A 13,989-nucleotide genomic window follows, 5' to 3' on the forward strand; every position below is an offset into this window, starting at 1 on the left:
AATATGCAAAACAATTTGGCAATTGTTATAAAAATCACTTTTTTAAGCAGTAACACGTGTTTTTATAACAAAAATACAGCCCTTTCACTATATCACAAAAAAGCATTAACTTTATTATCTACTTTTGCACATCTCTAAACAGTAAATAAAAAAATTATGTTAGAAATTGATTTTAAGGAAATTATCACCGTTGGAATGGTACTTTTTGCCGTAATCGATATTGTAGGATCAATTCCGATTATACTAAATTTAAGAGCGAAAGTTGGCCATATAGAATCAGAGAAAGCTTCAATTGTAGCCGGTCTGATTATGATTACTTTTCTTTTTGTCGGAGAAGGTTTTCTGCATCTTATTGGAATTGACGTACATTCTTTTGCTGTTGCGGGTTCCTTTGTATTGTTCTTTCTGGCTTTGGAAATGATTTTAGGAATCCGAATTTATCGTGATGAAGAACCGGGATCAGCCTCGATTGTTCCTTTGGCCTTTCCTTTAATTGCAGGCGCCGGTACGATGACTACTTTATTATCATTACGTTCTCAGTTTCACACTATTAACATTATTATTGCCATTTTACTAAATATTATTCTGGTTTACGTTGTTTTGAAATCTTCTAAAAAAATAGAAAATTTATTAGGAGAAAACGGACTTGGTGTAGTTCGCAAGACATTTGGAGTAATCCTTTTAGCAATTGCTGTTAAATTATTTGCTGCTAATGTTAAAGGTTTGTTTGTCTAACATTTATTTTTATAAATTTACCCCATAAAATTTCTAAAATATAACTTTAAGATACTTTTCACATCTGACGGTTCTACTTTATTATTTTAGACAAACAAACAACCATTATGAAAATTTTTACTTCAATTTTAGTGCTTTTGGCTTTGGCATTAATCGTTTTTAATATTACGCTACTGGACTTCAAAAATCCTTTTCAGGGAGACAGTGTAGTTGCTTTTATTGGAATCGCTGCTTCATTCTGCGCCGTTTTAATTCTTTTGATTTTTAGAATCTCTAAAAGAATTGAAGAAAAAACAAACGGACGATAATCTTATGTTTGATGTTTTAATTATTGGCGGAGGTGTTTCAGGCATGTCCTGTGCTCTTGTATTGGGATCAGCCAAAAACAAAGCTTTTGTAACCGACAAAAAAATCGGAATTTTTACACATCAAAAAAACTCTTCTCTACAGGAAGCCATTTTTTACAATGCTTACGGCATTACACCCGGCAAACTGGGATCTGATTTGTTAGTAGAAAGTACTCAGGATTTAGCCAAAACTTATCCGCATATCACTCAGATAGAAAACGAAAAGGTAGTTAAAGTTGAGGGTTCATACCCGGACTTCATTGTAACTACCAACAAAAACTCTTATAAAACAAAAAGTATCGTAATCGGTATTGGTTCAGCGAATACTTTTGACATAGAAGGCTTGATGCACTATATCGAGCCACACAAAAAAGCACTTCCAGAAAAACAGCGAATCCAACTTAAAAATGACGACCACAAGGTTGCCGACGGTATTTATGTTATTGGAACTTTGGCAGGATGGAGAAGTCAATTAGCGATTGCAGCCGGAAGCGGCGCCGCTGTAGCGACAGACATCTTAACTTTATGGAACAACGGCGTGCAAACTCATGCACACGACAGTATTCGATAAAACCCTGAAAAATTAGCACAAAAACACCGCAGATTAACAAAATCCAGCTTAGATCGTTTTTTTACTGCAATTGAATACAGCTTCCGGCAATTACTTTCAGATTTTCATCAAACTGTTTCCAAACCCTGATATATCTGAAAGTTCCGTTAAAGGGATTATGATTAAAGCTTCCTTTTAATAAAATCGTTACTGCAACTACAGCCGTCGAGTCATCAATTACGTTTACAGTCTGATCTGAAGCTTCTAATGCATCTATTTGCATCTTACCTGAACGATACGAATTTAAATCAAACTCTTTCGTAATGGTTTGTCCGTCCGGTAAATTAAAAAGTAAATCGTCATGCAGCATCTTTTCCAAAGTTGGAATATCTGCACTTTTCATGGCCGTTAATAGTTCAATCTCAGCATTTACAATAGTTTCTATTTTCATCTGATGAAGATTAGGGATTACTTGTTTGGTTTCAAAACAGCCTTGATCATGGCATCTTCTTTTAAAATAACATCGTAGTAATACAATTCGCCATACAATTGTCTGGCAAACTCAGCAGTGATATATCGATTTACCAACGCTTTGGTTTTGTCAAATTTCAAATCTAAACCAGCTGACAGCACATAGGTTTTGAACTTTTTAAAATACAGATCAGAACCCTTCATCTTTGCCAAAAACTCATTAAAATGAAGTCCGGCAAATACACCTCTGTTTTTATCCAATTCTTCAAAAACGAAATGCCCCACAATTCCGGTTTGCATCAGGTAGGCAACATTTTCATTCCCATGCTCGGCCTCCATCGGCACGAAAACATCAGGAACAATTCCGCCACCGCCATACACAATTTTACCTTTTGGCGTTTTAAACTTTAAAGAATCGGCCACTTTTATACTGTCTTTTGCATAAAGTTCGCCTGATTTTATACGGGCTTCAGATTCCTTAAAATAGTCTTCATTTCCTTTTTTATAAGGCTTCTGAATCGATCTTCCGGTTGGGGTGTAATAACGAGCCACGGTCAGCCTCACTGCCGATCCGTCGTTGAAATCCATTTCACGCTGCACCAAACCTTTTCCAAAAGAACGTCGGCCTACAATGGTCCCACGGTCGTTATCCTGCAATGCTCCCGCCAGAATTTCACTGGCCGATGCACTGTTTTCATTAATCAGCACATACACTTTACCGGTTTCAAAACTGCCTGCTTTGGTTGCATAAGTCTTCTCGGTTGTACCGTTTTTATTTTTAGTAAAAACGATGAGCTGTTTGTCTTTTAAAAATTCATCTGCAATTGCAATAGCTTCTTCCATATAACCACCGCCATTGTCACGAAGGTCAATCACCAGCGACTCGATTCCTTTTTGCTTCAATCGATCCAGACCACTCTTAAACTCATTAAAGGTAGTTTCGGCAAAACGATTGATTTTGATATATCCGGCATTATTCCCCAACAGCAATGAAGCATCAACGCTTTTGATCGGAATAATATCTCTTTTTACTTTAAACTTAAGTTTCTTTTGTTCTGATCTTCTAAAAACAGTCAGTTCAATCTCAGATCCTTTTAATCCTTTTAACTTAGAAAACAAAATATCTGAAGACAATCTGCGTCCGAACAGTTTGGTTTTTCCGGCAAATAGAATACGGTCACCCGACTTTATTCCGGCTTTTGCCGAAGGCCCATTTTCAATTGGTTTTATAATGGCAACAGAATCTTTGTACATGTAAAAATTAATCCCAATCCCTACAAAATCCCCTTTCATGCTTTCAGCTACTTCGGCCTGTTCTGTTGGGGGAATATAAACAGAATGCGGATCTAATTTTGATAGGATATTGTCGACCGTAAGATTTACAATTGAATCGGTGTTGATACTGTCAACATATTCATTATTGATAAAATCGATCAGCTTGTTCAGTTTGGTTTTTGAGTAATTTTTAGCCAAAAGCTGATCATCTGCGGGAGCATTCATCAGGCTTCCGAGAACGATACCCAGAGCTAAGGTTGCTCCGATAACAAGTGGTAAATATTTTGAATTAAATTTCATCTACTCTTCTAAAACAGGAATATGTTCGACTTCGACACCTGCTTTTATTAAAAACTGAATTCCGGAATCGTCACGATATCCGTCATGATACACCACTCTTTTTATACCCGACTGATGTATTAATTTACTGCATTCTTTGCAAGGCGAAAGTGTAATATACAAGGTCGCTCCTTCACAGGATTGCGTTGATCTTGCTACTTTCAAAATGGCGTTTGCCTCGGCATGAAGAACGTCCCAACGGGTTAATCCTTCCTCATCTTCACAGCAATTTTCAAAACCAGACGGGGTACCATTGTATCCATCCGAAATAATCATCCGGTCTTTTACAATAATAGCACCTACCTGCTTTCGTTTGCAATACGACAACAAACTCCACTCTTTGGCAATCCTCAGATAGGCTTTATCGTATTTATTTAATTTTTTTTTCTTCATTTATTTTATCTGTTCCAAATTGGGCTTTCAATAATCATAGGAATAACCACTCCGATAACAAAAGCCGACATTACAAGTGCCCAATCACGTTTTGAAAAACGAAATATGGTCTGCACAATATAAGATAGTATCAAAACTACAAAAACCACAACCAGTTGTGCTGCTTCAATTCCTAAAGCAAATTCTCCTAAAGGTAGTAATTTTGAACCAGGTGATCCTCCTAAAATTGTTTTGAAATAATTCGAGAATCCAAGTCCGTGTATAATTCCAAAAAATAAGGTCACAAAAAAAACTACATTCAAACCATCATTTTTAGAGTTCTTTCCGGCTGTTAAAAGATTAAAAACTGCAGTAATTAAAATCGTTATGGGAATTAAAAACTCAACAGTATTCACTTTTATCGCAATAATTCCGTAAACAGAAAGCAATAAAGCCAGCGTATGACCAATTGTAAAAACAGAAACAAGAAGCAAAATACGTTTCCAGTCTTTAAACAAATAAGGGGTTGTTAATGCAATTAAAAAAAGAACGTGATCATAAGCGTTAATATCTAAAACATGCTTTAATCCTATTTGAAAATAAATCCAAAATTCTGACATAAGGGTACTCTATTATAATGATTAGGGGTTGTAAACTTACGATTTATTTTGAACAATTACAGCTGTCCCAAACTAAAACAACCGATAAAAATTAAGTTAAATTTTATGAGAACTTTAAAATTAATAATTTAAAATAAAAATTATCTTTGTAGGATAAAAAAAACCATAATTATGTCATTTTCAGATTTATTTGATAGCGAATTCAAACAAAGAAACAAAGGTCACTTTTCTGCTATTGTTCGTGTAGCACTAGCTGATGGAATTGTACATCCTGAAGAAAAAAATTTCTTGGACAAATTGGCTGCACGTTTAGAAATTTCAGAAACTGAATACGAAGAAATTCTTAACGACCCATTAAAATACCCTATCAATCCTCCTTATTTGCACGTACAGCGTTTAGAGCGTTTGTATGATTTAACAAGAATGGTACACGTAGATCACCATCTTGAAGACCAACAAGAAGTGATGTTACGAAAATTAGGTATCGCTTTAGGTTTTACACCAAGCAACGTAAACTATATTATTTCTAAAGCATTATCATTAGTCGACAAAAAAGTAGACGGTGATACTTTTGTTTACGAAATGCAACACATGCATAAATAGTATTCAGTCGCAATTTTCAGTTTTCAGACTGATCGTTAAAACTAAATAAAATATAAACCCGACAAGTTTTTAAAACCTGTCGGGTTTAAATTAAACCAAAAACGGAGATTACTCTGTTTCCGCCATAAACTCTTCTGCTTTTTCGACCATGTTGTAACTTCCGCAGAAAAACGGAACTCTTTGGTGCAATTCAGTTGGCTGTATTTCCATAATTCTTCCAAAACCATCTGTTGCTTTTCCTCCTGCCTGTTCTGCAATAAAAGCCATCGGATTACATTCGTACAACAATCTCAATTTTCCTTTTGGTGCTTTTGAACTGGTTGGATAAATATAAATTCCGCCTTTGATCATATTTCGATGAAAATCAGAAACTAAACTTCCGATATATCTTGAAGTATAAGGTCTGTCTTCTTCTTCTCTCTGACAATATTTGATATAATTTTTCACTCCTTGCGGAAAGTGAACATAATTCCCTTCGTTTACAGAATAGATATTTCCATTTTTCGGAAATTTCATATTAGGATGTGACAGATAGAATGTTCCAATCGCCGGGTTTAAGGTAAAACCGTTTACGCCATGACCTGTGGTGTAAACCAACATCGTCGACGTTCCGTAAATAACATATCCTGCTGCTACCTGATTGACTCCCGGTTGTAAAAAATCCTCGCTTGTAACCGGAGTTCCGATAGGTGTAATTCTTCTGAAAACCGAAAAAATGGTTCCCACTGATACATTCACATCGATATTTGAAGATCCGTCCAGCGGATCCATTAAGATCACGTACTTATTATTATGACTGTTGTCGCTCCCCTGAACAGTAATAAAATCGTCGTTTTCTTCTGAAGCAATACCACAGACAATCTCACGGTTAATTAACGTCTGAATAAATACTTCGTTTGCATATACATCTAATTTTTGCTGGTCTTCACCCTGAACATTCTGCTCTCCTGCAGCGCCAATGATATCCACCAATCCAGCTTTGTTTACTTTATAGTTTACGACCTTGGCCGCCAAACGTATAGAATTGATAATTCGGGAAAGCTCCCCCGACGAATATTGAAATGCTTTTTGGTTCTCAATAATAAACTCTCCCAGTGTTTTATTGCGTTCTTCCATTACTAAATCGTTGTAATTTTGTTTTTAAGTCACAAATATCGTTTTTTTTGTGAGAATGGTTTAAAAATTATTTCGTTAGTTTGCCACTATTGTATATTTGCTAAATAAAGCCCTAAAGTACTGAGCAAAAGAATACTTTTTTAGCCAATAAACGCTTAATAATAAGAATATATGAATATTAGAAAAGGGAATCCTGAAGACATGAAATCGGTTCTGGGATTAATACAGGAGTTGGCAATATTCGAAAAAGAACCAAATGCCGTAGTGATTACAGAAGCAGATTTAATACGTGACGGTTTTGGTGAAAAACCACTGTTTCATGTGTTTGTTGCAGAAATTGATACTGACGAAAATCATAAAGAAATTGTTGGAATTGCATTCTACTATTACCGATACTCGACCTGGAAAGGAAAAACAATACATCTTGAAGATTTGGTCGTTAAAGAAAAGATGAGAGGTACAGGTTTAGGGTCTGCACTTTATGCCGAAATCATAAAACAGGGAAAACGGGATAATGTTCTCAGAATCGATTGGAATGTTCTGGACTGGAATACTCCTGCTGTAAAATTCTACGAGAATTCGGGTGCAAAAATCCTTGAGGACTGGAGAGTTGTCCAAATGGACGAAACGGGAATTAATTCGTTTTTAGAAAAATTATAAAAAACAATATTTTGCCACGAATTTCATCAATTAATATAGATTCATGGCAGAAAAATGATAACATATACAAGATTTCATCCGGTCTGAAATCTGAAATAAAAAATCTAAAATTAAAAATGAGAGTATTTAAATTTGGTGGAGCATCGGTTAAAGATGCCGAAGGAATTAAAAACGTATACGACGTTTTACAAAAAGTAGGTTATGAAGATGTGATTTTAGTAGTTTCCGCAATGGGAAAAACGACAAATGCTCTTGAAGTAGTAATCAAAAATTATTTTGATAAATCATCAGAACTGAGTTCATCCGTACAGGAAATAAAGAAATACCACAATCAAATTTTACTGGATTTGTTTGAGAACGAAGAACATGCTGTTTTTACTGCTGTAAAAGCGCTATTCTCTGAATTGGAATATTTCCTGGCACACAATAAATCTCCAAACTATAATTTTGTTTACGATCAGATTGTGAGCTTCGGAGAATTGATTTCAACGACTATCTTAAGCCATTTTATGAATTTTATGGGCATTCAAACGCAATGGCTGGATGTTCGAAATTTTATCAAAACCAATGCCAACTACCGTGATGCTGAAGTAGACTGGGAGGTTACACAACAAAACATCAGTAAAAATGTTCCTCGTAAAGTTCTAAACATTACTCAGGGATTCTTAGGTGCCGATGAGAACAACTTTACTACCACTTTAGGTCGTGAGGGTTCTGACTATACTGCCGGAATTTTTGCCTACTGCCTAAATGCAGAAAGTGTTACAATTTGGAAAGACGTTCCGGGAGTTATGAATGCCGATCCGCGTTATTTTGAAAATGCAAGTTTATTAAACCAGATTTCTTATCGTGAAGCGATCGAGCTGGCTTTCTATGGAGCTACTGTAATTCACCCAAAAACATTGCAGCCTTTACAGAAAAAGGAAATTCCGTTGTACGTAAAATCTTTTGTTAATCCACTTTTAAAAGGGACTTGTGTTTCTAAAGGTGTCGATTTGGAGCCGCAATATCCTTGTTTTATCGTAAAAAGAGAACAACTTTTAATTTCTCTTTCTTCGATTGATTTTTCTTTTATTATGGAAGAGAATATCAGCGAGATTTTTGCTTTGTTTCACCAATTTAAAATAAAAGTAAATCTGATTCAGAATTCTGCCATTAGTTTTTCGGTTTGTGTGGAAGATAAATTTGGGAATTTTAATGACCTGAACGCCATTCTTTCGAAAAAATTCAAAGTAGAATTTAGCGAGAATGTGACTTTGTATACCATTCGTCATTTTACAGAACAAGCGGCACAAACGGTAGAAGAAAACAAAGCCGTTTTATTAAAACAAGTAAGCCGCGAAACGATGCAAATCGTTACTAAAGAAATTAACTAAATCTGCATTATACGTTAATTATATAATTCATATACTTAAAAAGCTTCACTTTACTGGTGAAGCTTTTTTTATTCCTGTCCTTTATTCAAATGTTTAATTATACTTTTAAGATCTTCAATCTCTAATTCGTATTTTCTGATAATCTTTCGATAAACACCAAGCATAGAATAGTCTATCAATTGATCAATATTCATCAAACTCTCATAAGTTTTACCCCTATCTCTTCTCGGACTAATTCTTCCGGTGCTATTTCAAAAACCTCGCAAATCCTTTTAAAATGAACTGCCCAGGAAGTACTTTCTCCGCGTTCCATTCTTGCATAAGCCGATGGTGATATATGAAGACTGTCTGCTACTTCTTCTTGTGACATATTTTTCGCTTTACGCAGCATCTTTAATTTTTCCCCTACAGTCTTATTCATGATTGATACCTTTCTTGTGCATAAATATAGGAATTGTTTTACAATTATTTAAAAGCAGGCCTTAAATAACCGATTTTCGGCTGACAATTTCCCCGAAAGCAGTTTAACTTTAATAAAAGAAAAATTCTACATTAACTAAGAACTGCTCCACTATGAAAATCAAATCATTTGCAATGCTAATCTTAATGTTATCTCTTACTTTTTTATCCTGTGCAAAAGATGAAATGATTAATAAAGACGGAGAGATTTCACAAGAATTAAAAAACGACCCTCTATTTGAGTCAATGGATAAAGCCTACAGTAAGCACTGGGAAGATATCATAAAATATCCCAGAGATAATGTAAATCAAACCTCAAATAAAAAATTCACGGAAGACTTAGAACAAAATAAATTTAAAAATTTCAAAGACTTTGCAAAAGCCAAAGAAAAAGCGGGATATGTTGACTTTGAAAATAGGATTCGCAATTTAATCGCTTTTAAAACAGCTGAGGAAAAACTTTTTCAAAAATATCCGGAACTGAAAATCAACAAGAAAAAATTTTACCCCTACTTCTTAAAAAACCGAGGATCTCAAATCGGAGATGAAAAAATGAAACAATTACTATTAGAAAGAAAAAATATACAGTTAAAAAACTCCATAAAATAAAAACATGAAAAAGATTATTCCTCTTGATTAAGTAAAGCTTTTACTTTTAATCATCTTGCTCTGTTATTCTCTACTTCTTCTGTTTTCAATTTCCTGAACGTCTGTTTCTTTGAGTTTCCAAAAGTATAGGTCGCAACCAGTCTGAAATAGTTTGTTGTATAGGTCCTGTGATAATAGATTTCGGTTTGTCCAACATTATAATTTCCGGAAGTTCTAAATTTGTGAAGGATGTCATTGGCTGTAAAATTTAATTTCAGAGCATCATCAAAAAAGTTTCTTTCAATTCCAATAGTTACTGTCGACCGATCATCATCATGACCCAATCCGTAACTTCTGTCTCCCAAATACCAGGCAAGCAGCTGAATTTTGAAAAGATTGGGGATTGTAATCGTATTGTTCGAATACAAATACAACTGTGGTTTTACAGCGCCAAATTCATACGAATATTTATGATCAACCGCTTTGCTATAACTGACACTTACCGTATTTACAGAACTCCAAATTTTATTCTTGAACGATCTTGAAAGAGAAGCAAAAAAAGTATTTTCTCTATCAAAATTTATCGATCTTAATATATAACTGTTCGGATTATCTCCTCGCAAAGCAGCTCCGGATATAGGATCTGTTTTATGTGTATATCCTATTTTAAAATCGAATTTTCTGTAGAATGCGCCAATTTCAAAAGCATGAACTTTTTCCGGCAACAAATCAGGATTTCCTTCTATGGTCGTAAAAGGATCCTGGTAAATAACAAATGGATTTAAAGACTGATACCGCGGTCTTGTTATTCTGGAGACATAGGAAACATGTGCTTTTAATTCATCCGAAACCTTCATATTCAACAGAACGTTTGGAAAAAGATTCGCATAACTTTTTTTAAATTCCTGATTTCCGTTCGCATTGGTACGCAAATCGTAATTGGTCCATTCACCACGGGCGCCAAGCGAATAACTAAACTTTTCACTTAATGATGACAGGTAACTAAAATAAGCGGCACCAATTTTTTCATCGTATTTAAAATCACTTGAAAGCCCAGTGTCCACTTCAAAATCGCCTTCTTTTACTTTCGATACCAGAAAATTCGTTTCAGAATTAATCACAGCGTAGCTAAATTTAGCTCCCATTTCTAATGTTGTATCTTCATCGATTTTTTTAGCATAATCTGACTGTATGCTTGTAATATTTGTGGTATTTTCTACATTGTTCTTTAAATATTTTTCAGTCAGAAAGCTATCGACCAGGCCATTTTCATCAATGAAATCCTTAACATTTCCATTATAATTAGAATATTGAGTGCCCACAAATAATGACGAACCCTGATCATCCGTTACCACATTATAATTTAAATTAATGAACTGATTTAACAACACATCATTTTTAGAAATGTTAGTACTGTAAAGGCTACTGCCAATGTTATTTGTTATTGCATTTCGACTTTTTACCGCTCCCCCTAGATCTGCAACATTACTGCTATACCCCAACGTAATGTACTGCTTGTCCGAGAAGGTATATTGTAATCCAAATCCAAAATTAGAATAATTGTTAAATTGTCTTTGCCAATCTGTAGTCAGTTTTGATTGCATATACTCGTCGGTATTGGATCTTGTTCTTGTGGTATATAACAATTCCCTTCCTTTTCCTAATTGCAAACCATAATTGGTTATAAAAGAGAATTTGCCTTTTGTATAATTAAAATCAAGCAGTGTATTGGTACTGGTTCCGGCAAACTTTGAAACGGTAATTTGCTGACTTGCCGATCCCATTATCCCACTATCAATATTCTTTTTGGTTACAATATTGATCACTGCTTTTCCTTCGGCATCATATTTTGAGGAAGGATTGGAAACAACTTCAATCTTCAAAATTTGAGAAACTGGAATTGCAGCAAATCTCTCGTAGTTAATCAGAATTCCATTGAGATAAATAATTGCTTCACCTTTACCTAGCACACTAACTTGTCCATCAGCTACAATAACATTTGGAGCTCTTCCTAATAATTCAATAACAGAACTACTGGTGGAAAGTAATGTATTTGCGACCTGAACCTCAACACTTCCGTTTGCTCCATGCTTTATCAATGACGGCTGGCTTTTTATGACCACTTCCTTTAACTCATCACTCTGATCTAAAACCTTATCTTGATTTGTTGGTTTAGATTGTGCTTTTGAGCTTATAGAACAGAAAAATAAAAAACAGGAATAAAGAGTAACAACAGATCTCATCGTTTGTGGTAATTAAAATTTGACTTTTATTGGAACAAAAGTCAGCAGTAAATCACGTTATGAGATCTTCAAAATAGAAATCAGGAGTACAATTTTATAAATTCACACTTGGTTTGAGTTTCTAAAATCTGTACTTTGATAATAAGAAGGTGTTTTTCCGGTATACTTTTTAAATGTCGCAAAAAATGTCGATTTGGAATTAAAACCAACATCGTAACCAATAGCTTCTAAAGTAAGCTTATCATTTGAAATTATAATTTCGCGGGCCTCTCTAATTCTGAATTCATTTACAAAACTGGTAAAGTTCTTACCTAAATTATTATTTAAAAACTGTGATAATTGATGGCTTGTAATATTGACCTCTTTAGCCAGGTCTTGCAGTGAAAGATTTGGATTTTTATACAATGCTTTTTCATTCATTACACTTTCTAACTTCTGAGATAAAACTCCTGCCTCTTCAGTATCTATTTTTTTTACAGCACCTTTTGTACCATTTAACAGAAATAAATCATCAGACCTCTTTCGATACAAAAGGATTGATACCACTAAGTATAGAATAAAAGAAAAAACAACTGCACCGCTGATATAAATTGCGGCCGGTGCTCCAATTAAAGCAAGAAAATAAAAAACGAAAAGTAAAAGGATACCTAAAAAGAGCATTCCAAACCACATTTCAGATGGAGACGTTTTCTCTTTTCTGCTAAAGATTTTTTTCAGAATTGCTTTAATGGTAAACCCTGAAAAAACAATATAAATAAACCATTGCAGATAAATAATTCTGATAAAACGAAAACTCCAAAGTTCCGGATAATATTCATAAGGAAAAATAACACCAACTAAAACACTAAGAATCCCCCAAAATAGAAGCGTGAGTTTCCAGGATTTTGGCATTACATTTATTTCGTCTACAGCTGATTTTAGAAAAAAGTACAAACAAGGACCTATGAAAAAGCAAGCTGTTAGCCCAATCTGCAAATACATTTTGGGTAAAGTTGGATTAAAATAAACAAATACTGATTTTGCGATTCGTATACTTAAAGCGAACAAAAGGCCTCCTAAAAAGTAGTTTGTAAGAAATCTTTTTTTAGTAAAAAAGAAGAAATAGATGCTTAAGATAATTCCGTTAAAAGCTCCTAATGCACTAAAAAAGAATAAAAGTTCTTTACTGGAATCCATTGTTTAAGGTTGTTACATTCCGTGCAAAGCTAAAAAAAAATACTATTTTAACTACTTTTCTTCTCTTTCTTAAAATAAAAACTACACCTTCTTCAGATCGCGAATGGTTTGTTTCAACTCTTTTATACGTTCTTCATATTCCTCAATTATTTTACCCGATAAATGAGCGGTGGTAGTGGAGGAACCCTCTCCATTCAGATCCTGTTTTTTATGTTCAACTTTCAATAAATCCTCGGGAATTATCTCAAAAATTTCGCAGATTCTTAAAATATGATTCGCCCATGAACTGCTTTCACCACTTTCCATTCTGGCATATGCTGATTGTGAGATATGAAGAAAATCTGCCACTTCTTCCTGTGACATTCTCTTATTTTTCCGAAGTATTTTAAGCTTGTTTCCTACAATTACATTCATAATTTAGCAAATTTTTCCGTCCTAAACAATAGAGGACACTTTTACACATATATACTCACAAAAAACAAATTATTTTTAGAATAAAAAAACATATGCCAATTTCTTATTAAAAATACCCGATAATCACATAATAGAGAACCTTACAAAATGCTAAATTAGCGCCACCGAAAAACAAATAAATAATTTCTTGAGCTTAACCACGCACAGGAATTTGATTAACACCAAAAAACACTAAACCCAAAAAACCATGACCCGACCAGTCTTATTTCTCTGCCTTTTGATCATTATTATAGCATTAGGATATCGCTTTAGTAGAAAAAACAGTTAAATCATTTTATCAAAATCCCCCTCCTCTGATAAAAACTTAACCCTCTAAAATAATGGATTTCAATACTAAACCTACAAAAGAAACCCAAAACAACTGGAACCGCGATCCAAACAATTGGATTTGGGAATTTTTTTATTACAATCCTCTGGATAAAAGATTGTTCCCTCCAAAAAAAATTAAACAACTTGGGTGGACCATAAATTTTGCAACCCCAAATTCAATATGCACCGCCATAGCAATAATCGCTGTACTACTAATTTTCACAAGAAACTCTTAGTACCTGAGCTCAAAACAGCTGATTATTATTTTTAAATCAC

The 13,989-nt window shown here is 34.2% G+C and carries 17 protein-coding genes; 8 read left to right on the forward strand and 9 right to left on the reverse strand.

What is annotated here, in order from left to right; genetic code table 11:
• The first annotated feature begins 156 nt into the window (after positions 1-156).
• The 3 genes from C245_RS0108580 (at position 157) to C245_RS0108590 (ending at position 1,653) form a co-directional block, all read left to right on the forward strand.
• Positions 157-735: a MarC family protein gene (locus C245_RS0108580; RefSeq protein WP_017496182.1), complete on the forward strand. Its 579-nt coding sequence runs from the start codon at positions 157-159 to the stop codon at positions 733-735.
• Positions 736-842: 107 nt separating this feature from the next.
• A complete protein-coding gene (locus C245_RS0108585; RefSeq protein WP_017496183.1) occupies positions 843-1,043 on the forward strand; it encodes a hypothetical protein in 201 nt (66 codons plus the stop codon).
• Positions 1,044-1,047: 4 nt separating this feature from the next.
• The gene (locus C245_RS0108590; protein ID WP_026109955.1) at positions 1,048-1,653 is read left to right on the forward strand and encodes an FAD-dependent oxidoreductase; all 606 of its coding nucleotides are present in this window, start codon (positions 1,048-1,050) and stop codon (positions 1,651-1,653) included.
• 61 nt (positions 1,654-1,714) lie between these two features.
• Here the strand turns inward: C245_RS0108590 and C245_RS0108595 are convergent, their stop codons facing one another.
• From C245_RS0108595 to C245_RS0108610, 4 genes are read right to left on the reverse strand one after another with little or no spacing between them, the layout of a single operon-like run.
• Positions 1,715-2,083: a nuclear transport factor 2 family protein gene (locus C245_RS0108595; protein ID WP_017496185.1), complete on the reverse strand. Its 369-nt coding sequence runs from the start codon at positions 2,081-2,083 to the stop codon at positions 1,715-1,717.
• 17 nt (positions 2,084-2,100) lie between these two features.
• Positions 2,101-3,678 (reverse strand): S41 family peptidase, encoded by a 1,578-nt coding sequence (locus tag C245_RS0108600; RefSeq protein WP_017496186.1) that lies wholly within the window; start codon positions 3,676-3,678, stop codon positions 2,101-2,103.
• Positions 3,679-4,110 (reverse strand): dCMP deaminase family protein, encoded by a 432-nt coding sequence (locus C245_RS0108605; RefSeq protein ID WP_017496187.1) that lies wholly within the window; start codon positions 4,108-4,110, stop codon positions 3,679-3,681.
• Positions 4,111-4,115: 5 nt separating this feature from the next.
• Entirely contained in the window at positions 4,116-4,709 is a 594-nt protein-coding gene (locus C245_RS0108610; protein ID WP_017496188.1) for a HupE/UreJ family protein, read from the reverse strand.
• Between the two features lie 171 nt (positions 4,710-4,880).
• On the opposite strand from C245_RS0108610, the gene C245_RS0108615 reads away from it, so the two are divergent.
• Positions 4,881-5,312 carry a TerB family tellurite resistance protein gene (locus tag C245_RS0108615; protein ID WP_017496189.1) on the forward strand — a complete coding sequence of 144 codons (432 nt, stop codon included), beginning with the start codon at positions 4,881-4,883 and terminating at the stop codon, positions 5,310-5,312.
• A 108-nt stretch (positions 5,313-5,420) separates the two neighbouring features.
• Here C245_RS0108615 and fbp read toward each other — a convergent pair whose 3' ends face one another.
• The gene (gene fbp / locus C245_RS0108620; protein WP_017496190.1) at positions 5,421-6,428 is read right to left on the reverse strand and encodes a class 1 fructose-bisphosphatase; all 1,008 of its coding nucleotides are present in this window, start codon (positions 6,426-6,428) and stop codon (positions 5,421-5,423) included.
• 171 nt (positions 6,429-6,599) lie between these two features.
• Between fbp and C245_RS0108625 the strand changes: the two genes are divergently transcribed.
• Entirely contained in the window at positions 6,600-7,088 is a 489-nt protein-coding gene (locus C245_RS0108625) for a GNAT family N-acetyltransferase (RefSeq protein ID WP_017496191.1), read from the forward strand.
• Between the two features lie 116 nt (positions 7,089-7,204).
• Positions 7,205-8,464 carry an aspartate kinase gene (locus C245_RS0108630; RefSeq protein ID WP_026109956.1) on the forward strand — a complete coding sequence of 420 codons (1,260 nt, stop codon included), beginning with the start codon at positions 7,205-7,207 and terminating at the stop codon, positions 8,462-8,464.
• A gap of 193 nt (positions 8,465-8,657) precedes the next feature.
• On the opposite strand, the gene C245_RS0108640 is transcribed toward C245_RS0108630, so the two are convergent.
• Positions 8,658-8,885 (reverse strand): helix-turn-helix transcriptional regulator, encoded by a 228-nt coding sequence (locus tag C245_RS0108640; RefSeq protein WP_017496194.1) that lies wholly within the window; start codon positions 8,883-8,885, stop codon positions 8,658-8,660.
• Between the two features lie 152 nt (positions 8,886-9,037).
• On the opposite strand from C245_RS0108640, the gene C245_RS0108645 reads away from it, so the two are divergent.
• The gene (locus tag C245_RS0108645) at positions 9,038-9,532 is read left to right on the forward strand and encodes a hypothetical protein (protein WP_157495801.1); all 495 of its coding nucleotides are present in this window, start codon (positions 9,038-9,040) and stop codon (positions 9,530-9,532) included.
• Positions 9,533-9,582: 50 nt separating this feature from the next.
• On the opposite strand, the gene C245_RS0108650 is transcribed toward C245_RS0108645, so the two are convergent.
• From C245_RS0108650 to C245_RS0108660, 3 genes are all read right to left on the reverse strand, one after another.
• A complete protein-coding gene (locus C245_RS0108650; protein WP_017496196.1) occupies positions 9,583-11,754 on the reverse strand; it encodes a TonB-dependent receptor domain-containing protein in 2,172 nt (723 codons plus the stop codon).
• 102 nt (positions 11,755-11,856) lie between these two features.
• On the reverse strand, positions 11,857-12,930 hold the full coding sequence (locus C245_RS0108655) for an AraC family transcriptional regulator (RefSeq protein WP_017496197.1): 1,074 nt from the start codon (positions 12,928-12,930) through the stop codon (positions 11,857-11,859).
• Positions 12,931-13,011: 81 nt separating this feature from the next.
• Positions 13,012-13,344: a helix-turn-helix transcriptional regulator gene (locus C245_RS0108660; RefSeq protein ID WP_017496198.1), complete on the reverse strand. Its 333-nt coding sequence runs from the start codon at positions 13,342-13,344 to the stop codon at positions 13,012-13,014.
• A gap of 380 nt (positions 13,345-13,724) precedes the next feature.
• Here C245_RS0108660 and C245_RS24540 point away from each other — a divergent pair, with 380 nt between their 5' ends.
• Complete coding sequence (locus tag C245_RS24540; protein ID WP_017496199.1) at positions 13,725-13,949, forward strand: DUF5808 domain-containing protein; 225 nt, start codon at positions 13,725-13,727, stop codon at positions 13,947-13,949.
• Positions 13,950-13,989: the final 40 nt, after the last annotated feature.

Source organism: Flavobacterium sp. WG21 (genome assembly GCF_000335775.1).
GTDB lineage: Bacteria > Bacteroidota > Bacteroidia > Flavobacteriales > Flavobacteriaceae > Flavobacterium > Flavobacterium tructae.

Bases quoted from the DNA above. Each gene is read 5' to 3' on its own strand.
- C245_RS0108580 (WP_017496182.1), top strand. From the start codon at position 157: ATGTTAGAAATTGATTTTAAGGAAATTATCACCGTTGGAATGGTACTT.
- C245_RS0108585 (WP_017496183.1), top strand. From the start codon at position 843: ATGAAAATTTTTACTTCAATTTTAGTGCTTTTGGCTTTGGCATTAATC.
- C245_RS0108590 (WP_026109955.1), top strand. From the start codon at position 1,048: ATGTTTGATGTTTTAATTATTGGCGGAGGTGTTTCAGGCATGTCCTGT.
- C245_RS0108595 (WP_017496185.1), bottom strand. From the start codon at position 2,083: ATGAAAATAGAAACTATTGTAAATGCTGAGATTGAACTATTAACGGCC.
- C245_RS0108600 (WP_017496186.1), bottom strand. From the start codon at position 3,678: ATGAAATTTAATTCAAAATATTTACCACTTGTTATCGGAGCAACCTTA.
- C245_RS0108605 (WP_017496187.1), bottom strand. From the start codon at position 4,110: ATGAAGAAAAAAAAATTAAATAAATACGATAAAGCCTATCTGAGGATT.
- C245_RS0108610 (WP_017496188.1), bottom strand. From the start codon at position 4,709: ATGTCAGAATTTTGGATTTATTTTCAAATAGGATTAAAGCATGTTTTA.
- C245_RS0108615 (WP_017496189.1), top strand. From the start codon at position 4,881: ATGTCATTTTCAGATTTATTTGATAGCGAATTCAAACAAAGAAACAAA.
- fbp (WP_017496190.1), bottom strand. From the start codon at position 6,428: ATGGAAGAACGCAATAAAACACTGGGAGAGTTTATTATTGAGAACCAA.
- C245_RS0108625 (WP_017496191.1), top strand. From the start codon at position 6,600: ATGAATATTAGAAAAGGGAATCCTGAAGACATGAAATCGGTTCTGGGA.
- C245_RS0108630 (WP_026109956.1), top strand. From the start codon at position 7,205: ATGAGAGTATTTAAATTTGGTGGAGCATCGGTTAAAGATGCCGAAGGA.
- C245_RS0108640 (WP_017496194.1), bottom strand. From the start codon at position 8,885: ATGAATAAGACTGTAGGGGAAAAATTAAAGATGCTGCGTAAAGCGAAA.
- C245_RS0108645 (WP_157495801.1), top strand. From the start codon at position 9,038: ATGAAAATCAAATCATTTGCAATGCTAATCTTAATGTTATCTCTTACT.
- C245_RS0108650 (WP_017496196.1), bottom strand. From the start codon at position 11,754: ATGAGATCTGTTGTTACTCTTTATTCCTGTTTTTTATTTTTCTGTTCT.
- C245_RS0108655 (WP_017496197.1), bottom strand. From the start codon at position 12,930: ATGGATTCCAGTAAAGAACTTTTATTCTTTTTTAGTGCATTAGGAGCT.
- C245_RS0108660 (WP_017496198.1), bottom strand. From the start codon at position 13,344: ATGAATGTAATTGTAGGAAACAAGCTTAAAATACTTCGGAAAAATAAG.
- C245_RS24540 (WP_017496199.1), top strand. From the start codon at position 13,725: ATGGATTTCAATACTAAACCTACAAAAGAAACCCAAAACAACTGGAAC.